The following is a 23843-nucleotide window of genomic DNA, read 5'->3' as shown; positions in this document are numbered from 1 at the left end:
CAGTCGGTCGCGTCGGTCACGTGCGACACGCGCGACAGCCCGTCGAAGCGGATGTTGTCCTTCTGCGTGCAGCGGCCAAGCGCCTTGGTCGCGCGGCGACGCAGCTCGGCCATCTTGTCGAATTCGTCGGCGAATTCGTCGACCGCGCGCTGCGCTGCCGCTTCCAGCATCTCGACGCGCGATGCGCGTTCGCGGCCGGCGGCGTCGCGGTGCTCGGTGAGATCGGCGCTACGGCGCTTGCCGATTTCGGTCAGGCGGTGGTTCAGCGCCTCGATCAGCAGCGCGCGGCGCTTCGGGTTGTCGAGCAGGTCGTCCTGCAAGTACGGGTTGCGACGCACGACCCAGATGTCGCCGAGCACTTCGTACAGCATCCGTGCGGAACGGCCCGTGCGGCGTTCCGCACGCAGTTCGTCGAGCACCGACCACGCCTCTTCGCCGAGCAGGCGGATCACGATCTCGCGATCCGAGAAGGACGTGTAGTTGTAGGGGATCTCGCGCAAGCGGGGCGCGGGGTCGGCGGCGACGGCGGCGGCCGCGCCATGCGGATCGAAAACTTGTGGTGCGTTCATGTTCGGACGACTCGGAGGGCCGATATCCCGTGCACGGGCGTCGGCAAGCGCGTGGGCGCAATCTTGGGGAAATCTGTTCTGTTACCAGGCGCGCGGCTGTCCTTCATGGGGCCGGAGCGGGCGACTCGCCCCTCCTGGCCGGCGACAGGGCCTGGCGGCACTCGGGACCATCAGCACGATCGCGCGCGGCGCGCATGCCGTTCGGCCGCGGGGCTGGCTGCGCGCGGCGTCGGCTTCAACGGTGCGATCCGAGGGTGCCTCTGCATCTTCCGAATCCTTGATTCAAAACGGAATTCTAACCCATGATCGCGCCGCCCGTGACACGCCGGACAGGTCGTGGGGCTATCGCCACGAGCCGCGCCGGGCGGGGTTCGGCACGATTTCGTGCGACCATTCGCCGTCCGTCCGGTCGGTAACCATGCGGTTAAACCGGTAAAAAGCGGCGCGCGGCGCCCCGCCCGTATGCGCAGGTCACCGCCACGACCGCCCGCCCGGCATGCCGCTTGCGTGCGGGCCGACCCTTGGCGCTATCATTGACCCTTTACCGTCTGCATCCGCACTGCACGCGAGCGCCCATGGCATCCCACGATTACCTGAAGAAAATCCTCACCGCGCGCGTCTACGACGTCGCGATCGAGACGGAACTCGAACCGGCCCGCAATCTGTCGACCCGGCTGCGCAACGCCGTTTACCTGAAGCGCGAGGACAACCAGCCGGTGTTCTCGTTCAAGCTGCGCGGCGCGTACAACAAGATGGCGCACATTCCGGCGGACGCGCTCGCGCGCGGCGTGATTACCGCGTCGGCCGGCAACCACGCGCAGGGCGTCGCGTTCTCGGCGGCGCGGATGGGCATCAAGGCCGTGATCGTCGTGCCGGTCACGACGCCGCAGGTGAAGGTCGATGCGGTGCGCGCGCACGGCGGCCCGAGCGTCGAGGTGATCCAGGCGGGCGAATCGTACAGCGATGCGTACGCGCACGCGGTCAAGGTCCAGCAGGAGCGCGACCTCACGTTCGTCCACCCGTTCGACGATCCGTACGTGATCGCCGGCCAGGGCACGATCGCGATGGAAATCCTGCGCCAGCACCAGGGCCCGATCCACGCGATCTTCGTGCCGATCGGCGGCGGCGGGCTCGCGTCCGGCGTCGCCGCGTACGTGAAGGCGGTGCGCCCCGAGATCAAGGTGATCGGCGTGCAGGCCGAGGATTCGTGCGCGATGGCGCAGTCGCTGGACGCGGGCGAGCGCATCGAGCTGAGCGAGGTCGGCCTGTTCGCGGACGGCACCGCGGTAAAGCTCGTCGGCGAGGAAACCTTCCGGCTGTGCCGCGAATTCCTCGACGGCGTCGTGACGGTCAACACCGACGCGCTGTGCGCGGCGATCAAGGACGTGTTCCAGGACACGCGCAGCGTGCTCGAGCCGTCCGGCGCGCTCGCGGTCGCGGGCGCGAAGCTGTACGCGGAACGCGAAGGCATCGAGAACCAGACGCTCGTCGCGGTCACGTCCGGCGCGAACATGAACTTCGACCGGATGCGCTTCGTCGCCGAGCGCGCCGAGGTCGGCGAGGCGCGCGAGGCCGTGTTCGCGGTCACGATCCCCGAGGAGCGCGGCAGCTTCAAGCGCTTCTGCTCGCTCGTCGGCGATCGCAACGTCACCGAGTTCAACTACCGGATCGCCGATGCGCAGTCCGCGCACATCTTCGTCGGCGTGCAGATCAAGCGCCGCGGCGAATCGGCGGAGATCGCCGCGAACTTCGAGTCGCACGGTTTCAACAGCGTCGACCTGACGCACGACGAGCTGTCGAAGGAACACATCCGCTACATGGTCGGCGGCCGCTCGCCGCTCGCGCTCGACGAGCGCCTGTTCCGCTTCGAATTCCCGGAACGGCCGGGCGCGCTGATGAAGTTCCTGTCGTCGATGGCGCCGGACTGGAACATCAGCCTGTTCCACTACCGCAACCAGGGCGCGGACTACAGCTCGATCCTCGTCGGGCTGCAGGTGCCGCCGGCCGATCGCGCCGAATTCGAACGCTTCCTCGCGGCGCTCGGCTATCCGTACGTCGAAGAGAGCGCCAACCCGGCTTACCGCCTCTTCCTGTCGTAAAGGCTTCGTGCAATGAATCCCGAACATTCCCCGCTCGGCAAGGCCACTGTCTACGCGGCGCAGTACGATGCGTCGCTGCTGTTCCCGATCCCGCGCGCCGGCGCGCGCGAGCAGCTCGGCATCACGTCGGCGCTGCCGTTCTTCGGCACCGACATCTGGAACGCATACGAACTGTCGTGGCTCAACGCGCGCGGCAAGCCGCAGCTCGCGATCGCGACGTTCTACGTGCCGGCCGAATCGCCGAACATCGTCGAATCGAAGTCGTTCAAGCTGTATCTCGGCTCGTTCGCGCAATCCAAGTTCGACTCGGTCGACGCGGTGCGCGACGTGCTCAAGCGCGACGTGTCGGCCGCGTGCGGCGCGAGCGTGTCGGTGCAGCTGGTGTCGCCGCACGATTTCGGCAAGCTCGAGATGGACGAGCTCGACGGGCTGTCGCTCGACCGGCTCGACCTCGACACCGACGTGTACGAACCCGATCCGTCGCTGCTGTCGGCCGCCGACGGCGAGAACGAGGCGCCGGTCGAGGAGACGCTCGTGTCCGACCTGCTGCGCTCGAACTGCCCGGTCACCGGCCAGCCCGACTGGGGCAGCGTGCAGATCCACTACGTCGGGCCGCAGATCGACCATGCGGGCCTGCTGCGCTACATCATCTCGTTCCGCAATCACACGGGCTTTCACGAGCAGTGCGTCGAGCGGATCTTCCTCGACATCCTGCATGCGTGCAAACCGGTGAAGCTGGCGGTGTATGCACGGTATACGCGGCGCGGCGGGCTCGACATCAACCCGTTCCGCACGAATTACAACCAGCCGATGCCCGATAACGCGCGGACGGCGCGGCAGTAAATGAGTCTGTTGGCGGCATCTTGCGGTCCGCCAACCCTCCCAGCTTGCGGAAGGGTGCGTCTCTCTAATTCGGCGCGAACATGGCGGCCCGGCACTTCGGACAATACAGGTAGATTGTTCGACCATCGTGCATGGAAATGAAGCCTCGCCTTGCCTGGTCTATCCTCCATTTCGCCGCGCCACCACCCGCTAGACGCGCTACGCCTTCGGCATAGCAACTCGCGGCATCCAAGTCATGACTGTACGCCCGTTCCGTTACGCGGTTCGCACGCTTGAAAAACGCGCTGACATCCGTCTGCCGAAGAATGAACTGGCGGCACATATCCGCGGTTTCGCCTCCGCTGATGTCGGCCGACCACGCCCCGTTGCTGACGATTTCGACAGACCTCGGCGCAACATGAAGCACTACTCCTCGCAGCGGCGTCTTGTCGGACAACGTGCTCGCAACGGCAGTGCGGTCGAGCACGAGCAGCAACATCAGACTTGCGATCCGCATCACCATTGCACGCTTGCTCGCCGCTGCGTGGCGCTTCCCCGAGTGCCCAATGCGACCGTCATTTCGGCTACGCCGGCAAACCGCCGAAGGTGCGTGCAAAGTTGCTCTCGATATGGGCCAGCAAACGTGTGAGCGTTTCCTGGTCTTCGTACCGATCTGCGAGCGCATCCTCATCGAGCGAATCCGGATCCATGCACTCGATCTGGTCGAGTCGCAAGCGGATCGTTTCCATCAGCACGGCCCATTCGCCCATCAGCAACGGGATGGCCATGTCGCCGCGACCTTGCCGCTGATCACTCATGTTCATTGCAGCATCATCTACGGCTGGCACGTTCATCCTGCCTTTCGCTGCACTTCGACCAATCGCTCGGCATCCCATTTCCTCCCGACCGCCGCACGATGCAGCATCGCGAGCGTAATTGGTTCACGCTCGAGGTGGTGCGGTTTTCGAAGCACCCATCGCCGAAACAGCGAATAGAGCAACCCCTCGCCTTCCATCAAAAAATATCGATGGAAATCGAAGTCGCCGGTATCGACGGCAAACCGCTCAAAAAAGCGCCACATGAAGTCATTGGCTTCGTCGCCGGTTTGACCCAGGTCTTCCCAGAGCCGGGTATGAGCAGCGAGCGGCTTCGATGGACCGAGCCCCACCTCCGACCTCACAAAAGCTTCGATCTCGTCCCAACTCACGTTTTGCATCAAAACACCCTGTCCTCGTTTTTGACGAGGCCGTTGTACCGGGAGATCGTTCCGTGAACGATCACGAACACGTCACGCGCAAGCAGCGCCCAACCCACGCCAGGCACGGCACGTCCGACGAACACGCTGAGCTTTCGGGTCAGGATGATCCGAAACGACTTGATACTCTGCAGCGTCACGGTTGGTAAAACCTTCCTGTTCAACTGGTGGCGGAAAATCGATCGAGCCATCACGGATGCGACGGACGTTCCTTTCGTCGCGCCACCGAATTTCTGCCGCGTCGGCAATACCGGCCAACCCGCCAGAATCAGGATCACAGCTTCGACATCGTCGATCCCGGCCCGTGCACACGTCTCTTCTACAGCGACGAAAAAGAAAAGCTCGGCGGGTGTGAGATCCGAATGAACGCCGTAGCGGTATGTATTGCTGGTCATGGGGCGACTTCACGAAATCGTTGATCGGGAAGACGACCATACCCAGCAATCCACTTAGTCTGCTCGTTCGAATTTCATGATGCCCGTTGCCAATTACGCGTCCATCACTGTTGTCACCCGCCAGACGGACCTGTCGTCTCGCGCTCTCATCGACAGGATTCTATTCAAAGTGTAAAAATTCAGTGCCAAATGCAACAAGGCCGGTGCACGTCCATGCACCGGCCTTGTCGTACAGCTTCCGCCCTCTCGCGTTACTTCACCGGCGGCTTGTAAGCGATGCAGTCGACCTCGACCTTGCAGTCGATCACCATGCTCGACTGCACGCACGCGCGTGCCGGCGGGTTCTCGCCGAAGTACGAAATGAACACCTTGTTGAACGACGCGAAATCGCGTGCATCGTCGAGCCACACGCCGCAGCGCACGACGTGCTCGAGGCCGTAGCCGGCTTCCTTCAGAATCGCGATCACGTTCTCGATCGCCTGCTTCGACTGCGTGACGATCCCGCCTTCGACGACCTCGCCGTTCACCATCGGCGTCTGGCCCGACACGTACAGCCAGCCGTCGGCCTCGACCGCCCGCGCGAACGGCATCACCTGGCCGCCGGTCCCCTTCGCTTCGCCTACGCCATATCGCTTCATCGTTTCACTCCTCGTGTTGTCGGCCGGAGCCGGCGCTTCAGCGCCTGCTCCTGCCCATGCAACGCACGGTTGCGGGTACGCGCGCCGGCTGCTGCGGCGCGCGGAAGATCGGAATGCGCGCGTTCAGAACGCCGCATCGGCACTGGCCGACACGCGTTCGCCGCGCGCGACGAAACCGCCGGCGCGCTCGCCGGTCGGCTGGCCGTTTTCGTAAGTCAGCACACCGTTCACCCACACGGCATCGATCCCGTGCGCGGGCTGCTGCGGCTTCTCGAACGTCGCGGCGTCGATCACGCTCGCCGGATCGAACAGCACGAGATCGGCGTGATAGCCGACGTGCACCTCGCCGCGCCGAGCGAGCCCGAAGCGGCGCGCGGACAGCGACGTCATCTTGCGGATCGCCTCCTCGAGCGGCAGCAGGCTGGTGTCGCGCACGTAGTGGCCGAGCACGCGCGGGAACGCGCCCCACAGCCGCGGATGCGGCAGCGGATCGTTCGGCAGGCCGTCGGAGCCGACCATCGTCGCCGGATGCGACAGGATCCGGCGCACGTCGTCCTCGGACATGTTGTGGTACACGGCGCCGGCCGGGCGAATGCGCTGCGCGGCCTCCTGCTCGGTCACGCCCCAGTCGGCCGCGATCGCCTTCAGCAGCTTGCCCGCGACTTCCGGATGCGGTTCCGACCACGTGATCGTGATGTCGATGTCGCCCGTCACCTGCTTCAGGTCGAGCGTCGACGAGCTGCGGCTGTACGGATAGCAGTCGCAGCCGACCGGCTGGTAGCGGCGCGCGCCTTCGAGCGACGCGAGCACCTCGGTACTGCGCCCCCAGTTCGACGGGCCCGCGCACTTCAGGTGCGAGATCACGACCGGCACGCGCGCATGACGGCCGACCTGGTACGCCTCTTCCATCGCGTCGAGGATCGCGTCGAATTCGGTGCGCATGTGCGTCGTATACAGCGCGCCGGCTTGGGCGAGCGGTTCGGCGAGCGCCATCACTTCCTCGGTCGGCGCCGCGAACGCCGAGCCGTACGCAAGGCCAGACGACAGGCCGAGCGCACCGTTCGCGAGCGCCTCCTCGAGTTGCGCGCGCATGCCGGCGATCTCGCCGTCGGTCGCCGCGCGGTCGAGGCGGTCCATCTGGTTGTTGCGCAGCGCCGTATGGCCGACGAGCGCCGCGACGTTCACGGCCGGGCGCGCATCGTTCACGGCCGCGACGTAGGCGGCGAAGGTCGGGTACTGGAACGCGCCGCGCTCGCCGAGCAGGTTCATCGGATCGGGCGGGTCGCCCGCGAGCGTCACCGGCGATGCGCTGATCCCGCAGTTGCCGACGATCACGGTCGTCACGCCCTGCGAGATCTTCGGGATCATCTGCGGCGCGCGGATCACGTGCGTGTCGTCGTGGGTGTGCACGTCGACGAAACCCGGCGCGAGCGCGCGGCCGTTCGCGTCGACGACGTTCTCGGCGAGCCAGTTCGACAGGTTGCCGATCGCCGCGATCAGGCCGTTGCGGATCGCGACGTCGCGCGTGACGGGCGGCGCGCCGGTGCCGTCGTACAACTGCGCGCCGACGATCAGCGTATCGGCGGCTTCGGGGTGCGAATGCATGGTCAGTCTCCTACCGGTTGACGGTCTCCGCCGCCGCGGTGCGCGTCGAGCGCGTGCTTGATACGGCGCAGCGATTCCCGGCCCGCATCGCCGAGCCGCAATGCGACGCCGGTGACGAGCACGTCGATCGCCATCATCATCGCGTAGCGCGATGTCGAAGGCTTGTAAATGAAATCGGTTTCGAATGCGACGACGGGGATCAGGTGGTCGGCGAGCTTCGCGAGCGGCGACGCCGGCGCGGTGAGCGCGATCAGCTTCGCGCCGTAACGCTTCGCGAGCCGGCAGCTCTCGAGCAGCTCGGGCACGCGTCCGCTCACCGACAACGCGACGACGACGGTGTCGCCCGACAGCGTCGCGGCCACCATCCGCTGCAGCAGGCTGTCCTGGTAGCTCGCGACCGGCCGGCCGAAACGCACGAGCCGGAAGCGCAGCTCGTCGGCGAGCGCGGTCGAGCCGCCGCCCTGCCCGTACACGTAGGTCATCTTCGCGCCGGCGAGCAGATCGGCCGCCGCGTCGAACGACGTGTTGCGCAGCAGCTGGTGGTTGTGCGCGAGCGCCACGCGGATCTCGTCGTAGACGATCGACGCGGGGCTCGTGTCGTCGTCCGGCGCGTCGTCGGACGGCACCAGGAAGCGCTGGCCGACGGCCGCCGCCTGCGCGACGAGCACCTTCAGCTCGCGCACGTCGCGGCAGCCGACGGCCTTCGCGAAACGCGTGACCGTGGCGACGCTGACCTCCGCGTCGCGCGCGAGCGCGCCGATGCTCGCATGCGCGGCACGCGCCAGATCGGCGAGGATGAACGCGGCGACCTTGCGCTCGGCTTCGCGCAGCTCGGGCGCGCATTCGGCGATCCGCGCGACGATGTCGAGGACCGGCGGAGCGGCCTGAGCCGGATGCGGCTCGGCCGCGGGCGAAGCGGACGGGGAAGCGGGCGTATTCATCGGCGGAAAAGGGGGTGAAGCGGGATGTTATTAAATAACATCACCGCGCCGATGCTACTTTCTGTACCATCTGCATGTCAACTTCAGTGCAATGCATAGTGATGATGGAGCGGGATGACATGAAAGTTACAAACTATCAGGAAGCGACGATCGATCCGTTCGGCAAGGGCCTGGGCAATCTGCCGAGCGCGAGCGTGCCGCTCGGCGACGCCGGCCGGCTCGAATGGAACCTGCTCGCGGAAGACGTCAGCCTGCCGGCCGCCGTGCTTTACGAGGATCGCGTCGAGCACAACCTGAACTGGATGCAGGCGTTCGTGCAGAAATACGGCGTCAAGTTCGCGCCGCACGGCAAGACGACGATGGCGCCGCAACTGTTCCGCCGCCAGCTCGACGCCGGCGCGTGGGGCATCACGCTCGCGACCGCGCACCAGACGCAGGCCGCGTATCACGGCGGCGTGCGGCGCGTGCTGCTCGCGAACCAGTTGGTCGGCCGCCAGAACATGACGATCATCGCGGGGCTGCTGTCCGATCCCGATTTCGAATTCTTCTGTCTCGTCGATTCCGCGGAGAGCGTCGACCAGCTCGGCCGCTTCTTCGGCGACGCGAAAAAATCGCTGAACGTGCTGATCGAACTCGGCGTGCCGGGCGGCCGCGCGGGCGTGCGCGATGCCGCGCAGCGCGAGGCCGTGCTCGCCGCGATCGCGCGCTATCCGGACACGCTGAAGCTGGCCGGCATCGAGCTCTATGAGGGCGTGCTGAAGGAGGAAGGCGAGATCCGCGCGTTCCTGCAGCAGGCGGTCGCGCTCACGCGCGAGCTGGCCGAAGCCGGCCGCTTCGCGCGCACGCCCGCGATCCTGTCCGGCGCCGGTTCGGCGTGGTACGACGTGGTCGCGGAAGAATTCAGGAAGGCGTCCGATGCGGGCTTCGCGGAAGTCGTGCTGCGTCCGGGCTGCTACCTGACGCACGATGTCGGCATCTACAAGAAGGCGCAGACCGACGTGTTCGCGCGCAACCCGATCGCCCGCTCGATGGGCGAAGGGCTGCTGCCGGCGCTGCAGCTGTGGGCGTACGTGCAGTCGGTGCCGGAGGCCGACCGTGCGATCGTCGCGCTCGGCAAGCGCGATGCGGCGTTCGACGCGGGCCTGCCCGAGCCGGCGCGCCACTTCCGCCCGGGCCGCGACACCGCGCCGCGCGACGTCGCCGCCGCCGAAGGCTGGGCCGTCACCGGGATGATGGACCAGCACGCGTACCTGCAGATCCCGCCGGGCGCGGACGTGAAGGTCGGCGACATGGTCGCGTTCGACATCTCGCACCCGTGCCTGACGTTCGACAAGTGGCGCCAGGTGCTCGTGCTCGATCCGCAGTTCCGCGTGACGGAAGTCATCGAAACCTTCTTCTGACGCATGCCGCGCGCGGCGCCGCCTTGCCGCTCGCGCGGGGCGGCCGTCACGCGCGCTTCAATCTGCCGGAGTACACTGCGCTTTCGCCCTCGGGCCCGTCGCGGCCGTCATGCACGGCGCGATCGGGCCTTCAACGCTGCTTCTCTGGAGAAAGCCATGGCCGCGAAGAAGATCCTGTTCCTGACCGGCGATTTCGCCGAAGACTACGAAACGATGGTGCCGTTCCAGGCGCTGCGGGCCGTCGGCCATCACGTTGACGCAGTCTGCCCGGGCAAGCGCGCGGGCGACAAGATCAAGACCGCGATCCACGATTTCGAGGGCGACCAGACCTACACCGAGAAGCCCGGCCACAACTTCACGCTGAATGCGGCGTTCGACGACGTCGATGCGGCGCGCTACGACGCGCTCGCGATCGCGGGCGGCCGTGCGCCCGAATATCTGCGGCTCGAACCGAAGGTGATCTCGCTCGTGCGCGAGTTCGCCGAAGCCGGCAAGCCGATCGCGGCGATCTGCCACGCGGCGCAACTGCTCGCGGCCGCCGACGTGATCCGCGGCAAGCGCATTTCGGCCTACCCGGCCTGCGCACCGGAGGTGAAGCTCGCGGGCGGCGAATACGCGGACATACCGGTCGATGCGGCCGTGACCGACGCGCCGTTCGTCACCGCGCCCGCGTGGCCCGCGCATCCTGCCTGGCTCGCGCAGTTCCTCGCGCTGCTGGGCACGCGCATCGAGCTGTGAACGACGCGGGAATGAATCGAAATGATGTGAAGTGAAACGCCGGCCGGCAGCGGGTGCGTACGTGCGCTCGGCCGCGCCGGCCACGATCGGCCGACGGGGGGGCGCCCCGTCGCGGCCTGCCCTTCAGTGCGGCGCAGGCGTCGAGCCGACGTCCGCGATCCGCGACTCCAGCATCGCCAGCGCGCCCGACAGCGCGGTCAGCACGTCGTCCGGCAATTGCGCCATCGTCTGGTCGATGAACGCCTTGCGGCGCGGCAGGCACGCTTCGAACGCGGCGCGGCCGTCGGCGGTCAGCGTGACGTTGGTCACGCGGTTGTCGCGTGCATCGGACGCGCGCTCGATCCAGCCGAGCGCGTCGAGCGACTTCAACTGGCGCGTGAGCGCGCCCGGATCGATGCGCAGCACCTCGACGAGCTTCTTCTGCGACGCATGCCCGTCCATCGTGTGCAGCGCGACCATGATGCGCCAGCGCGGCATCGGCTGCCCGACGTGCGTTTCGAATGCGGTCATGAACGCACGATACGTGCGTCCGAATTGCTGCAAGATCGCGACGCGGTCCTGTTCTTCCATGCGCTCAGTTCTGTTCGTTCAATCGATCAATCGGCCGCGACGTGCGGTTCGATCTTGCGCCGCAGCGCGATCGGCGGCACGCGACGGCACTGCCACACCGACACCACGGCGACGACGGCCGCCATCGCGACACCGAGGTGGATCGCACCGACCAGCGATTCGCGGGCCGCTTCCAGCAGCAGCGCGCCATTATGCCCGGCACGCGTCAACTCCGCGACGAGACCGCCCTGCGCCGCGCGATCGATCAGGATCTGCGGATCGGCGAGCCGCGCGTGCCACTGCATCGCGTGGTCGGCCGACAGCGCGCTGCGCACGCCGCCCGAATACATCTGGTTGACGAGCGTGCCCGTGAGCGCGGTGCCGAGCATCCCGCCGACCATGCGCAGCGACTGCAGCAGCGCCGTCGCGATGCCGAGATGCTCGCGGCCGGCCGTCTGCTGCGCGAACACGGTGAGGTTCGGCAGCACGAAGCCGAGCCCGATGCCGCCCGCGACCATCAGCGCCATCAGCATCCAGGCCGGCGTCGCGTGGGTCGCCACGACGACGCCCGCGCAGGCGGCCGCGAACAGCACGAAGCCGACGTGCAGCATCGCGTTCGGGTTGCGGATGCGCGTGATGACGCGGCCGTTCATGATGCTGCCGATCGTGATGAACACGACGAGCGGCGTGATCACGAGCCCCGCTTCCTTCGGCGACATCCCGAAGCCGCCCTGGAACAGCAGCGGCGCGTAGAACAGCAGCGAGAACATCGAGAAACCGGCGAGGATCGCGAGCACGAACAGCGCGGACAGCGCGCGGTTGGCGAACATGTCGAACGGCAGAATCGGCTGCGCGCAGCGCTTCTCCCAGTGCCACAGGCCGGCGCCCGCCGCGACCGCGACGATGAGCAGCAGCGACGCCCAGCTCATGACGCCGTACTTCGGCAGCCATTCGACGAACAGTTGCAGCGCGCCGAGCGACAGTGCGATCAGGAGCGCGCCGGGCCAGTCGAGCCGCATCTTGCGATCGTGCTCGACGTGGCGCAGGTGCGGCAGGTAGCGCCACACGAAGAACAGCGACAGGATGCCGATCGGCAGGTTCACGTAGAACACCGAGCGCCAGCCGAACGATTGGGTCAGGAACCCGCCCAGCGACGGCCCGACCGCATTCGCGATGCCGAACGCGGAGCTCATCAGCACCTGCCAGCGCAGCCGCACGACGGAATCGGGAAACAGATCGGGAATGCATGCGAACGCGGTGCCGACCAGCATCCCGCCGCCGATGCCCTGCAACCCGCGCGCGAGCACGAGGGTCAGCATGTCGTTGGCCATCCCGCAGAGCACCGACGCGCCGGTGAACACCACGATCGACGCGATCACGAACGGCTTGCGCCCATAGTAATCGCCGAGCCGGCCGAAAATCGGCACGGTGATCACGGAGCTGAGCAGGTACGAGGTCGCGACCCATGCGTACAGGTCGAAGCCGCGCAGTTCGGCGACGATGGTCGGCAGCGCGGTGCCGACGACCGTCTGGTCCAGCGCGACCAGCATGGTGACGAACGAGATCCCGATCATCGCGAGCAGCGATTCGCGGAACGGCAGGACTTGCCCGCTCGAATGGTGGGCGGCAGTATGGACGGCCATTTTTTGTCGATGCAACTTTTGCCGGGTCAAATAATCTCAAAATTCTAGCATGCCGGAGTAATCTAGGCTGGCGATGGTTCAGGGCCCGTTCAGGCCAAGGAGAAAGATGGAACCGATTTCAATCAACCCCGCGACGACGCTGTCGCCGGAGGACCGGGACGCGCTGCGGCGCGCGAAGCAGGTGCTGGAAAGCCCGTCGCTGACGATGAAGCTGACGGGCGTGCTCGGCGCGCCGGTCGAGAAGATGATCGCGCGGCTGCCGGACTTCGCGACCGGCAAGATCAACGATGCGACGCAGCTCGCGCTGCGCAAATGCCTGAACATCGCGCTGCGAACGCTCGGCAAGCCGCAGGCGCCGGACGCCGAGCCCGACAAGCCCAGCAACCTGCTGCACAAGCTCGCGGTCGCGACGACCGGCGCGGCGGGCGGCGCGTTCGGCTTTCTCGCGCTGCCGGTCGAGCTGCCGGTGACGACCACGCTGATCTTCCGCTCGGTGTGCGACATCGCGCGCAGCGAGGGGGAGGACCTGACGTCGGTCGATACGCAGTTGCAGTGCCTCGCCGTGCTCGGGATGGGCGGCCACCCGGACAAGCAGGAGGAGGACGCCGATCTCGGCTATTTCGTGCTGCGCGGCGCGCTCGCGCAGGCGATCTCGAAGGCGTCGTCGGACATCACGGCCAAAGGCATCGCCGCGCACAGCTCGGCGGCCGTGTTCAAGCTCGTGCAGACGGTGGCCTCGCGCTTCTCGGTGCAGGTGACCGAGCAGATGGCCGCGAAGTCGATCCCGGCGATCGGCGCCGTGCTCGGCGCGACCGTCAACACGCTGTTCATCGACCACTTCCAGCAGATGGCGCACGGCCACTTCACCGTGCGCCGGCTCGAACGGAAATACGGCCCGGTGGCCGTCCAGGCTGCCTATCAGGCAATCGACGCCTCGCCCGCGCGCTGAGCCGCGCGCTCGAGCGCGACGCGGCGCAGGAACGCGGCCGCGCGGTCGAGCGCGTCGCGCGCCTCCGGCACCATCGGCGCATACAGCTGCCACACGTGCGGCATGTCGGGCCACACCTCGATCTCCACCGCCACGCCGGCCGCCTTCGCCTTCTCGGCGACGCGGCGCGAATCGTCGAGCAGCACCTCGGTGCTGCCGACCTGGATGTACAGCGGCGGCAGGCCGGTGAAATCGGCGTGGAGCGGCGATGCGTACGGATGCGTCGCCGGCGTGTCGCCGAGATACAGCTTCGCGGCCTTCGGCAGCGCCGCGGCCGCGAACATCGGGTCGCGGCCGTCGTTGCTGCGCATCGTGTCGCCGGTGCCGGCCAGATCCGTCCACGGCGAGAACAGGATCGCGCCGGCCGGCAACGGCTCGCCGCGATCGCGCAGCGCGACGAGCGTCGCGAGCGCGAGGCCGCCGCCCGCCGAATCGCCGCCGAGCACGATCGACTCGGGCGGCGTGCCGAGCGCCAGCAATTGCCGGTATGCGGCGAGCGCATCGTCGAGCGCGGCCGGGAAGCGGTTCTCGGGCGCGAGCCGGTAGTCGAGCGAGAACGCGCGCACACCCGCGCGCTTCGTCAGCCCGAACACCAGCGGCCGGTGCGTCTTCGTCGAACAGAAGTAGTAGCCGCCGCCGTGGAAATACAGCAGCGTGCGGCCGGACCCGCGGCCCGCGGCGGTGTCGGTGCGCTCGAGCCATTCGCCGCGCAGCGGCGCGTCGCCGGCGCCGAAGCACGGGCGCAGCCGGTAGCCCGACGGCGGGCGGCGCAGCACGATCATCCGCAGGTCGGTAAAGCGCCGGGCACGCGCGGGGTCGAGCACCTCGCGCGTGGTTTCGGGACGAAACTGCCAGCGCAGCAGCCAGCAGGCGAACTTGCTTTGCCAACTCATCGGACGCCCTCCGTCATCGCAATGTGACGATGGTACGGGCGAACGTGCGCGCGTCGCTCGACAGGTGCCTCTACATCGAACGCCTGCGCTCAGTTCGCCGGCATCACCTGGCCGCGGATCTCGCCGGACGGGTGTTCCTTCGTATGAATGTTGAAGTACCACTTGCCGCTCATCAGGTCGGTGACCTGCGCGTCGGTGAGTTCCTTCGATCCCTTGATCGGGCTCGTCAGCTCGTCCTTCGGAATCGGAACCTGCACGCCGGCGTTCTGGCCGACCGGCGCGGGCCCGTGGAAATGCGCGGCCGTGGCCGGCCCCGTGAGGTGTTCGTAGGTGACCGTCCACTGCAGCATGCGGGTGGCCGTGTCGTAGGTGGCGGCGACGGCGCCCGAGCCCTTGGTCGCCGTCGGCGGCACTTCGCTCGACGGCTGCAGACTGGCGGACAGGCGCACCGTTTCGGCAGCGGCGCCGCCGGCGGCCAGCACGCCCGCGAACAACGCGACCTGGAGCAAACGCAGCTTGAGCATGGATTCTCCTTGTACGACGTGGACGCCGCCCGGACAGGGGCGGCAGATACGATGGTAGTCGATTGCGGTCGATCCGGGCAGCCTGCCGAAACGTGGAAGAGACCTTTGCAGCAGGCCCCCTGAATCGCGACGCGGCCTTTCGCTACACTTCGTTTCACAGTTGCTTGTTTCCTTCGTCCGAAGGAGTCTGCGAGTATTCACGCGGCCGCCCGGCCGCGTTTTTTTTGCGTGTATCGACCGGCACGCGACATGCCGCACACGAACGTCTCTTTCCGGAATAAGAAGCATGACGAATCATTTTTCATCTCGCGAACGCCGCGATCGAAGCGCATGCCGACGCGTGCCGGGACCCGACCGCGTACCCCGCATGTTGTCACGATACGTGTAATACGGTATTGCGCGAACCCGGGTCGACACGTGTTTTCCCGCGCAGGAAAATGATCGCGTGTTGTCGTGACTGGAAAGTTGACCGTGCCGGCCCGTCTCCCGCTGCCCCGCCCGACCCGCCCCGTCCGCGCCCGCCCGCTGCTGGTGGGACTCTGCTCCGCCGCCGCCCTCTACGGCGCGCCCGCCGACGCGCAGGAATTCTCGCTGTTCACCGGCCCGCTGTGGGGCGGCGGCCAACGCACGTATTCGTGGGCGTTCGATTACCAGGAAGGCTTGAGCCCGCATACCGCGCTCGGCTTCACGTGGTACAACGAAGGGCACATCCCGAATCACCACCGCGATGGCCAGGCCGTGCAGTTCTGGGGCCGCATGCCGCTCGATCGCCGCCGGCTGGTGCTGTCGGCCGGCGCGGGCCCGTATCGCTACTTCGACACGGTGCCGGCCGCCGAAGGCCGCGGTTACTCGAATACGCACGGCTGGGGCGTGCTGATGAGCGTGCGCGCCGCGTACTACACGTCGCACCGCTGGATCGCGCAGCTTCAGGTCAACCGCGCGCAGGTGTTCGGCGGGCCCGACACGACGGCGGTGATGTTCGGCGTCGGCTATCAGCTCGATGCGCCCGACACGCCGGGCCCACGCGACACCGCGCTGCCGCGCGCGGGCCGGGTCACGCACAACGAAATCACGGCGATGCTCGGCGAGACGATTCTCAACAGCCGCTCGTCGCCGTCGACACTCGGCGGCAGCCTCGAATACCGGCGCGGCCTGACGCGTTCGATCGACTGGACCGCGACGTGGATGTACGAAGGCGCGAAGCAGGCGGTCCGCCGCAACGGCGTCGCCTCCCAGCTGTGGCTCACGCGCGCGTTCCTGAACGACAAGGTCACGCTGGCGGCCGGCGCCGGCGCCTATTTCACCGTCAACCAGCGCAACCGCGAAGGCCAGCCGGGCCCCGGCGACGGCCGCCTCTCCGGCATCGTGTCGATCTCGGCCAGTTACCGGATCTCCGAGCGCTGGCTCGCGCGCGTCACGTGGAACCGCGTGGTCACGCGCTACGACCGCGACACCGACGTGATCCAGGCCGGCCTCGGCTACCGGTTCTAGGCGGGCGCACTCGCCGGGCGCGCCGCCCGCGTCACGCGCGGTAGCCCGGATCGATCCGGTCGACGATGCGCTGCAGCGCGTCGAACGCGTCCTGCCCCGCGCCATGCTTCGGATCGAAATTCAGCGAATCGCGCACGCACCCTTCGAGAACGGGCGGCGCAATCGGCAGCGCATCGCCGATCGCATGCGTCGCGATCTGCACCTCGCACGCCCGGTTGAGCAGCCACATCAGCGAAAACGTCTGCGCGAGCGTCGCGCCGATCGTCACGGGCCCGTGGTTGCGCAGCAGCAGCACGGGCCGCCCGAGCGCGCTGTCGACGATGCGCCGCCCCTCCTCGAGATGCACGGTGATGCCTTCGAAGTCGTGATACGCGACCTTCCCGTACAACTGCGCGGCATAGAAATTCGAGAACGACAGCCCGTCGCGCGAACAGCACACGGCCATCGTCGGCGTCGTGTGCACGTGCATCACGCAGTGCGCATCGGGGAGCGCCGCATGGATCGCACTGTGGAACGTGAACCCGGCCGGATTGATCGGCCAGTCGGAATGACCGATCACATTGCCGTCGATGTCGATCTTCACGAGGTTCGATGCGCACACCTCGCGGTAATGGAGCCCGAACGGATTGATCAGGAAATGCCCGTCCTCGCCCGGCACGCGCAGCGAGATATGGTTGTAGATGAGCTCGGTCCAGCCGAGGTGGTCGAAGATGCGGTAGGCAGCCGCGAGCTGCACCCGCGCCTGCCATTCGGCTTCGGAAAAGCGCGCGGGGCGCGTGAACGACTGGTTCGGTACACGTTGCATGGGGAACTCCGGTTGCGCGGGGCGCGCAGCGTGGCGGTGCGCGTCGTCCATCGTCTGCCGGCGCCGCGCAGGGTGCGGATCCCGCACGTGCGGCGGCACGTCGTTCGGCACCGTTCCGGCCCGCATTGCGCGAGCGGTCCGGCGCCCTTCACGATTCACATATCGTTGCGCGCACAACCATATCATCTTTCCCCGCGCGCCGGTATCGCGGGTTTTGCCGGAGCCGTTCCCGCCCTTACAACTGATCGTCGACCGGCAGCAGCGTGAAGATGCCCGTCATCACGTTGCGCAGCAGCCCCGCGTGCGGGTCGACGTGATAGGTGGTGGTCCGGCCGCCCTCGGTGCCCGTCCATTCGAGCGCGGGCGGGCTGCCGTCGGCCCCCTTCGCGAGCGTGACGCGATAGCTTTCGTCCGGCTGCGTCACGCGCGCGAAAATCGCCGCGGCCTGCTGCGCGAGCACCGGGCTGTGGATCACGAGCGCGAGCTCGGTGTTCAGGTACGCGGAACGCGGGTCGAGATTCAGCGAGCCGATCACGAGAATCTGCCGGTCGATCACGTATGCCTTCGCGTGCAGGCTCGCACGCGAGCGCGAGCCGAACAGCCGCGCCGGCTGCTGATCCGGCTGCGACTTGAATTCGTACAGCTCGACGCCGCGCCGCAGCAACGGCACGCGATACGGCGCATAGCCGGCCTGCACCGCGACCGCGTCGGTCGCCGCGAGCGAATTCGTGACGATCGCGACGCGCACGCCGCGCGCGGCCGTCTCGCCGAGGATCTTCACGCCGGCGTCGTGCGGCACGAAGTACGGCGAGAACGCGAGGAATTCCTTGCGCGCGCCGCGCGTGAGCTCGGCCAGGCGCTGCATCGGCGGGCTCACGTACGTGCCGGTCGGCCGCGCGACCTTGGTCGGCGCATCGACCTTGAATTCGGCCGGCGCCCACACGAGTTCGAGTTCGTCGCGCGCGATCTGCCGGGCGAGCGGCGTCGCGTTCAGCGGCTTCGCGTTGTACGGATCGGCATTCTTGCGCCAGTGCTCGCGCAGTTCGTCGCGCATCGCGTCGAGATCCTTCGGATCGAAGGTCTGATGATTGAGCACGCGCAGCGGATAGCTGCTCGCGCTCGCCCAGTACTCGTCGAAGCTCGTCGAGATGTCGTGCGTCACGGGGCCGGCCGCCAGCACGTCGAGATCGCGGAACTGCAGCGTCGGGCTCGCGCTGAAGTATTCGTCGCCGAGATTGCGGCCGCCGACGATGGCGAGCTGGTTGTCCGCGATCATCGCCTTGTTGTGCATCCGCCGCGTGAAGCTGTCGATCCGCGTGAAGAAGTTGGCCGTACGCTCGACCATGCCGCGCTGCGATGCGCCGAACGGGTTGAACACGCGGATCTCGATGTTCGAATGCGTATTCAGCGCGGCCATCACGCGGTCGATATCGTCGAAGTTCAGGTCGTCGACCAGCATCCGCACGCGCACGCCGCGATCGGCCGCGTACAGCGCCGCGGCGAGCAGCAGCTTGCCCGTCGTATCCTCGGTCGCGATGTAGTACTGCATGTCGAGTGTCTTCGTCGCCGCACGCGCGAGCGCGATGCGCATCTGCAACGCGGTGGCGCCGTCGGCCAGCAGTCGGAAGCCCGACTGCCCCGGATGCGCGGCCTCCGGCGCGGCCAGCGCATCGCGCAACGGCGTCGCGGTAGCGGCCGGCAACGCGTGGGAGACGGGGCGATCGAGCGAAGTGGCGGGCGGATGCGTCGCGCACGCGGCGAGCGGCAGCAGCGCACAGACGATCAGCGCGCGGGCCTGGCGGCATGCGGCGCGCCACGGCAGCGCGGCCGGTGCGCGCCGGATCAAGGACGTGAGCACGGAAGCTTCCTCGACAGTCGGATCAATGGGCACGTCATTGCCGCGGCGCGCGGCTGACAGGCGGTCCCGATCGATTCTAGTGGGCGCCCGACGAACCGGTCAATTGGGCGGGCCGAGCATGCCGCGCCGTTGCTCCAACCCATCTCGCGGTACATCGCTCGGTTCGAAATGGCTGCGTACGTAGTCGATATGGTCTGCATCGCGGGTGCGCGTCTCTTGGAGCCGGCGCTTGCGAATCGCCCGCACACGACCGGGTGCCGCAATGACAGCAACCCGGGTGCCTGCTCGTCCTCCATCGTCATCCCGGCCATGTCGATCCGATGTGCTCGCGCAGCATGCGCGCCACGCCCGTATGTCGATGCACGCACATCGTGTTGCGCGACGCGAGCGCGATCGCCTCGTGCAGCTTCGCGTCGGTCGCGGCTGCGACGGCCGCGTCGCCGTTCGCGTGCGCGGTTTCGAGCGCGCAAGCGGCGGCAGCCAGGCCGAAAAAACAAAACCCCACGCCCGAACAACGAGCGTGGGGTTTTTCATGTCGCTTGCCGATCGCCGGCGCGGACGGCCGGCGATCCGCCGCGCGATCGGCTGCGGAATCAGCTACCTTTCGCGATGCGATCCTCGATGTGCTGCGCACGGCTCGACGAAGACGGGTGCGAGCTCATCATCGAGCTCTGGCCGCCGTCGAGCTTCGCGAGCTTCTGGAACGCGGTGACGAGGCCCTTCTGGCTCATGTTCTTTTGCTTCATCAGGTCGAACGAGTAGTCGTCGGCCGCGCTTTCCTGCGACTGCGAGAACTGCGCGTTGATGAACTTCTCGGTGATGTCGCCGAGCTGCGAGCTCGTCAGCGCCGCCACGCCCGGCGAAGCCGCGCCGGCCGCGGTACGCGCCGCGCTCACCGCATACGCCGTCTGCATCGCCTTCTTCGAGTGGCCGAGTGCGACGTGGCCCATTTCATGGCCGATCACGCCGCGCAGCTCGTCGTCGTTCATCATGTCCATCAGGCCGCTGTACACGCGCACGCAGCCGTTGCCCATCGCCCACGCGTTGACGTCCTTGGTCAGGTAGACCTTGGAGTTGATCTTCTGGCCGTTCAGCGTCATGTCGCCGAAGCCCTTCATCACCTTCGTCAGGCGCTTCGCGTACGCGCTGTTCGGCGGCGCGATCTTCGATTCGGCGTCGCTCGCTTTGCACGACTCGTTCGACAGCGCGGCGATGTCGCTGTCCGACAGCGTCGCCGCCTTGTAGAGATTGGTCCCCGCCGACGTCAGGCTGTTCGCATCAAGGTTCTGTACCCCGCCGCACGCGCTCAACAGAAACGCCACGCCACACGCCGCCACCGCTTTCTTGAGTTGCATCCCGGAATCCCTCGATAGTTGTATTTGGGAGCGGCGATTTTGCATAATCCGGCGGAAAATTACCAGATGTTTACATCACATGACATGTCGATTACTCGGTAGATTGAAAATAAGTGTCAAAACATGGTCGAATTGACGACAAAAAGCGCCGCAATCGTCGCGCTCGGGCGACGGCCGGAACGGAAGCGGGAAACGGTGTCGCTCAGGCGGTCTGGCCGCGGCGGCGCGTCAGGCGGCGGGCGACCAGCATCGGCAGCCGCACTGCAAAGCCGGTGAAAAGACGCAAGTGCATCCACGCAAGCAGCGCGTTGTCGCGACCGTAGTGAAAGTGCGACACGCCGCCTTCGTGCCGGCCGAAATAGCGCACCGGCGCGTCGATGCGGATCGGACGCACGCCGGCCCAGCACAGCCGCACGGCCGCTTCGGGATCGAAGTCGAAGCCGCGCATCCACGGCTGGCGCCGCATGATCGCCGCCAGCGGCGCGACCGGATACACGCGAAAGCCGTACAGCGAATCGCCGATGCCGGCCCAAAGCGTCTCGAGGTCGGCCCACGCGTTCGACAGCCGGCGCCCCTGCACGCGCAACTGCGGCGCGCTCGCGTCGAACTTCGGCACGCCGAGCACCATCGCGTCGGGCGCGGCCTGCGATGCCGCCATGAAAGCGGGAATCAGGTCGGCCGGATGCTGGCCGTCGGAATCCATCGTCAGCACGTGCGTGAAGCCGCTCGCGGCCGCCGCGTCGAGGCCCGCGAGCACCGCGGCGCCCTTGCCGCGATTCTCCGGCAGTACGATCACGCGCAAGCCGGGATCGCGCTCGGCCATCGCCTGCAGCCGTTCGGCGCTGCCGTCGGTGCTGCCGTCGACGACGACCCACACCGGGTTCCACTGCGCGCGTGCATTGCGCACGGTCGTGTCGACCTTGGCGCCCGGGTTGTAGCTCGGAATCAGGACGAGATGGGTGGACGACGCGTGCAGCCTGGACATGGGAACAGCCGATGACGAAGACGGGGATCCTGACAAAAGTGCATGACTTGCCGACGAACGCTCGCACGCGTCGTCGACCTCGGTTGCTGGCAGGGCCGGTGACCGGACCGCGAGGCTCTCGCGCTTCATGGCAGCCACTCCATCGCATGACCGGCGCTGGCCTCGATCTCGACCAGCAGGTCGTCGCGACACACGTGCGCATGCACGAACAGCGGCCGCACGTGAGAACCGGCCGCATCGCGCAGCACGCGGTCGATCTCGGCCAGCGCCGCGGTGTCGTTGGCGTCGCGCACGTAGACGCGATAGCCGAGGTCGGCGAGCGAGTACGGGCCGTGCCCCTGCCGCGCGGCCTGCTCGAGCACCGCCGCGAGATTCGCGACCGTCTCGCGCGTCTGCGCGACGACGTCGCCGCGATGCACGGTGCGATGCCCGACGATGCTCGCGGTGCCCGATACGAACAGCACCGGCGCCGCATCGCCATCGGCCCATGCGGCGGCGCGTGCGAACGTCGGCGCACGCGGGCCGTACTGCGCCGGATAGTGATACGCGCTGACCTGGCGAGGATTCTCGACGGCATCGGCCGGCGTGCGGCTCGCGAGGAAATAAATCGCGAGCGGCGCGGCCGGCGGCGCATCGCCCGCGACCGGCACGACCGAGCCGAGCGCGCATGCGGCCGGCACGCCGCCCGTCAATGCGCGCCGGCACGCATCGAACGCGTGCTGACGGCCGATATTGAACTGACGATAGCGCTCGATCCCGAACTGCACCGCGTTGATCGCCGGCACCGTGTTCCAGATCCGCAGCGGATGCGGCATGCCGAGCGTATCGAGCAGGCCGAACAGCGCGCGGTACGCATCGAACGTCGCGCGTTCGAGCGGCGTGCCGCCGTCGCGCGGCGCGTCGTACGCCGCGTCCGTCTCGTGCACGACGAGGCTGCCGAACACGAGCCCCGCCGCTTCGCTGTAGCGGTAGTGCAGCGCACCGCGCCGTTCGCTGCGCAGGTCGTGCGCGTCGCATTGCCAGAGTTCGCAGACGGCATCGCCCGGCGCGACCTTGGCGCCGAGCAGCGCCATCCGCACCGGCGCGACCGGCAAGCCGGGCGCAACATCGGTCAGCATCCGCGCCAGCGCCTGCGCGCGCGATTCGTCCGGTGTGCCCGCCGCGCCGATGCATACCGCGCCCAGCGCGCCGGGAAACACGCGATCGAGTGCGTCGCCACGGCCGCGCGCATCGTGCAGCAGCGCGACGAGCCGCGCATCGCTCATCTGGACGAGCCGCAGCGCGCGGTCGCCGCCGTGCGCGGACGGCGCGGCGGCGGGGGACGGCGAACACGGGTGCCGTTCGGCGTCGACTGGTTGCACGGACACTTCGATTTCCTCACTAAGGGGCGCAGGCCGCGCGACGACGCGGCCCTGCACCGCGGTGCATTACGTCAGGCCAATGCGGTCAGGCCAACGCGACACGCCGCGTCATGCGAGCCCGCCGTTGACGGACAACACCTGCCCCGTCACATAAGCCGCGGCGTCGGATACCAGATACGCGACCATCGCCGCGACTTCGTCGGGCCGGCCCGCGCGCTGCGCGGGCACGAGCTGCTTGATGCGTTCGGCGGGAAACGCCTGTTCGGCCATCGGCGACGCGATGATGCCGGGCGCCACCGCGTTCACGGTGATGCCGCGCGACGCGAGCTCCAGCGACAGCGACTTCGTCGCGCCGATCAGCCCCGCCTTCGCCGCCGCGTAGTTGGCCTGCCCTCGATTGCCGGTCACGCCGGCCACCGACGCGATGTTGACGATCCGTCCGTGCCGCGTGCGGATCATCGGCAGCAGCAGCGGCTGCGTGACGTTGAAAAAACCGTTGAGCGTCACGTCGATCACGCTGCGCCACTGCTGGCGCGACATGCCGGCCATCGGCGCGTCGTCGTGGATGCCCGCGTTATTGACGAGGATCTGCACCGGCGCCTCGTCGATGAACGGCTTCAGCGCGGCAAGCGTCGCGTCGGCGTCGGTCACGTCGAACGCGATCGCGTGCGCGGCGCCGCCGGCCGCGACGATCTGCTGCGCGACCGCCTGCGCGTGCGCGAGATGGCGGTTCGCATGCACCCACACTTCATGGCCGGCCTGCGCGAGCGCCGTGCAGATCGCCTGCCCGAGCGCGCCGCTGCCGCCCGTCACGAGCGCCCGCATCGAATGGCTCCGTTCATCGCGTTTTCACCTCGATCGACGCGGCCGCGCATCGTCCGCCGAGCGCCGCCGCGTGCCGTCTTCATCGTTGCGCCGCGCCCGCGCGC

Annotated in this window: 24 protein-coding genes and 1 pseudogene; 6 read left to right on the top strand and 19 right to left on the bottom strand. The window is 67.6% G+C overall.

Features of this window, described 5'->3' with window-relative positions; translation table 11 throughout:
• The coding region (locus C5F75_RS03920; protein ID WP_146075166.1) for a DUF3683 domain-containing protein at positions 1-569 on the bottom strand (569 nt) is incomplete at its 3' end.
• Positions 570-1144: 575 nt separating this feature from the next.
• Between C5F75_RS03920 and ilvA the strand changes: the two genes are divergently transcribed.
• Together ilvA and queF are read left to right on the top strand one after the other, a co-directional pair.
• Positions 1145-2668 carry a threonine ammonia-lyase, biosynthetic gene (gene ilvA, locus C5F75_RS03910; RefSeq protein WP_059580806.1) on the top strand — a complete coding sequence of 508 codons (1524 nt, stop codon included), beginning with the start codon at positions 1145-1147 and terminating at the stop codon, positions 2666-2668.
• Positions 2669-2680: 12 nt separating this feature from the next.
• Positions 2681-3511: an NADPH-dependent 7-cyano-7-deazaguanine reductase QueF gene (gene queF, locus C5F75_RS03905; protein WP_059580804.1), complete on the top strand. Its 831-nt coding sequence runs from the start codon at positions 2681-2683 to the stop codon at positions 3509-3511.
• A gap of 64 nt (positions 3512-3575) precedes the next feature.
• Here queF and C5F75_RS03900 read toward each other — a convergent pair whose 3' ends face one another.
• The 7 genes from C5F75_RS03900 to C5F75_RS03870 all read right to left on the bottom strand — a co-directional run bounded on the left by C5F75_RS03900 (position 3576) and on the right by C5F75_RS03870 (position 8324).
• Complete coding sequence (locus C5F75_RS03900; protein WP_104011905.1) at positions 3576-3989, bottom strand: hypothetical protein; 414 nt, start codon at positions 3987-3989, stop codon at positions 3576-3578.
• Positions 3990-4074: 85 nt separating this feature from the next.
• Positions 4075-4344 (bottom strand): hypothetical protein, encoded by a 270-nt coding sequence (locus C5F75_RS03895; protein ID WP_146075165.1) that lies wholly within the window; start codon positions 4342-4344, stop codon positions 4075-4077.
• Positions 4341-4706 (bottom strand): DUF1493 family protein, encoded by a 366-nt coding sequence (locus tag C5F75_RS03890; protein ID WP_099316813.1) that lies wholly within the window; start codon positions 4704-4706, stop codon positions 4341-4343. Before C5F75_RS03890 ends, C5F75_RS03895 begins: the two co-directional genes overlap by 4 nt.
• Complete coding sequence (locus C5F75_RS03885) at positions 4706-5140, bottom strand: STM2901 family protein (protein WP_104011903.1); 435 nt, start codon at positions 5138-5140, stop codon at positions 4706-4708. Before C5F75_RS03885 ends, C5F75_RS03890 begins: the two co-directional genes overlap by 1 nt.
• A 251-nt stretch (positions 5141-5391) precedes the next feature.
• The gene (locus C5F75_RS03880) at positions 5392-5778 is read right to left on the bottom strand and encodes a RidA family protein (protein ID WP_104011902.1); all 387 of its coding nucleotides are present in this window, start codon (positions 5776-5778) and stop codon (positions 5392-5394) included.
• Positions 5779-5901: 123 nt separating this feature from the next.
• Positions 5902-7383 (bottom strand): N-acyl-D-amino-acid deacylase family protein, encoded by a 1482-nt coding sequence (locus C5F75_RS03875; protein WP_089465134.1) that lies wholly within the window; start codon positions 7381-7383, stop codon positions 5902-5904.
• A gap of 2 nt (positions 7384-7385) precedes the next feature.
• Entirely contained in the window at positions 7386-8324 is a 939-nt protein-coding gene (locus tag C5F75_RS03870) for a MurR/RpiR family transcriptional regulator (protein ID WP_104011901.1), read from the bottom strand.
• Positions 8325-8443: 119 nt separating this feature from the next.
• Between C5F75_RS03870 and C5F75_RS03865 the strand changes: the two genes are divergently transcribed.
• Both C5F75_RS03865 and C5F75_RS03860 read left to right on the top strand, forming a co-directional pair.
• The gene (locus tag C5F75_RS03865; RefSeq protein WP_104011900.1) at positions 8444-9724 is read left to right on the top strand and encodes an amino acid deaminase; all 1281 of its coding nucleotides are present in this window, start codon (positions 8444-8446) and stop codon (positions 9722-9724) included.
• A 156-nt stretch (positions 9725-9880) separates the two neighbouring features.
• Complete coding sequence (locus tag C5F75_RS03860) at positions 9881-10462, top strand: DJ-1/PfpI family protein (RefSeq protein WP_104011899.1); 582 nt, start codon at positions 9881-9883, stop codon at positions 10460-10462.
• Positions 10463-10585: 123 nt separating this feature from the next.
• Here C5F75_RS03860 and C5F75_RS03855 read toward each other — a convergent pair whose 3' ends face one another.
• Positions 10586-11032, bottom strand: coding sequence for a MarR family winged helix-turn-helix transcriptional regulator (locus C5F75_RS03855; protein ID WP_059580779.1), 447 nt, complete (start codon positions 11030-11032; stop codon positions 10586-10588).
• Positions 11033-11058: 26 nt separating this feature from the next.
• Complete coding sequence (locus tag C5F75_RS03850; RefSeq protein WP_104011898.1) at positions 11059-12654, bottom strand: MDR family MFS transporter; 1596 nt, start codon at positions 12652-12654, stop codon at positions 11059-11061.
• A gap of 106 nt (positions 12655-12760) precedes the next feature.
• Between C5F75_RS03850 and C5F75_RS03845 the strand changes: the two genes are divergently transcribed.
• Positions 12761-13603, top strand: coding sequence for an EcsC family protein (locus C5F75_RS03845; protein ID WP_059580773.1), 843 nt, complete (start codon positions 12761-12763; stop codon positions 13601-13603).
• Here the strand turns inward: C5F75_RS03845 and C5F75_RS03840 are convergent.
• Positions 13573-14535, bottom strand: coding sequence for an alpha/beta hydrolase (locus tag C5F75_RS03840; protein WP_104011897.1), 963 nt, complete (start codon positions 14533-14535; stop codon positions 13573-13575). The two genes, C5F75_RS03845 and C5F75_RS03840, sit on opposite strands and share 31 nt — an antisense overlap.
• Positions 14536-14624: 89 nt before the next feature.
• Complete coding sequence (locus C5F75_RS03835; RefSeq protein ID WP_060966662.1) at positions 14625-15059, bottom strand: CHRD domain-containing protein; 435 nt, start codon at positions 15057-15059, stop codon at positions 14625-14627.
• Positions 15060-15548: 489 nt separating this feature from the next.
• On the opposite strand from C5F75_RS03835, the gene C5F75_RS03830 reads away from it, so the two are divergent.
• Positions 15549-16550: a hypothetical protein gene (locus C5F75_RS03830; RefSeq protein WP_104011907.1), complete on the top strand. Its 1002-nt coding sequence runs from the start codon at positions 15549-15551 to the stop codon at positions 16548-16550.
• Positions 16551-16581: 31 nt separating this feature from the next.
• Here C5F75_RS03830 and C5F75_RS03825 read toward each other — a convergent pair whose 3' ends face one another.
• From C5F75_RS03825 to fabG, 7 genes and pseudogenes are all read right to left on the bottom strand, one after another.
• The gene (locus C5F75_RS03825; RefSeq protein ID WP_104011906.1) at positions 16582-17355 is read right to left on the bottom strand and encodes a class II aldolase/adducin family protein; all 774 of its coding nucleotides are present in this window, start codon (positions 17353-17355) and stop codon (positions 16582-16584) included.
• Between the two features lie 235 nt (positions 17356-17590).
• Positions 17591-19213 (bottom strand): phospholipase D family protein, encoded by a 1623-nt coding sequence (locus C5F75_RS03820; protein WP_089465137.1) that lies wholly within the window; start codon positions 19211-19213, stop codon positions 17591-17593.
• Between the two features lie 99 nt (positions 19214-19312).
• Positions 19313-19676 (bottom strand): annotated as a pseudogene (locus tag C5F75_RS37095) (hypothetical protein); the annotation flags it as partial.
• Positions 19677-19806: 130 nt separating this feature from the next.
• Positions 19807-20568 (bottom strand): metalloprotease LoiP, encoded by a 762-nt coding sequence (gene loiP, locus C5F75_RS03810; RefSeq protein WP_059580758.1) that lies wholly within the window; start codon positions 20566-20568, stop codon positions 19807-19809.
• 202 nt (positions 20569-20770) lie between these two features.
• The gene (locus C5F75_RS03805; protein ID WP_059580754.1) at positions 20771-21553 is read right to left on the bottom strand and encodes a glycosyltransferase family 2 protein; all 783 of its coding nucleotides are present in this window, start codon (positions 21551-21553) and stop codon (positions 20771-20773) included.
• Positions 21554-21678: 125 nt separating this feature from the next.
• Positions 21679-22971, bottom strand: coding sequence for a chorismate transformation enzyme, FkbO/Hyg5 family (locus tag C5F75_RS03800; protein WP_104011896.1), 1293 nt, complete (start codon positions 22969-22971; stop codon positions 21679-21681).
• A 51-nt stretch (positions 22972-23022) separates the two neighbouring features.
• A complete protein-coding gene (gene fabG, locus C5F75_RS03795; RefSeq protein ID WP_060966656.1) occupies positions 23023-23739 on the bottom strand; it encodes a 3-oxoacyl-ACP reductase FabG in 717 nt (238 codons plus the stop codon).
• Positions 23740-23843: the final 104 nt, after the last annotated feature.

It is taken from the genome of Burkholderia anthinoferrum, from assembly GCF_002925705.1.
Taxonomy (GTDB): domain Bacteria; phylum Pseudomonadota; class Gammaproteobacteria; order Burkholderiales; family Burkholderiaceae; genus Burkholderia; species Burkholderia semiarida.
Note: the sequence above shows the minus strand (reverse complement) of the source record. Positions and strands in the feature narration are given on the sequence as shown.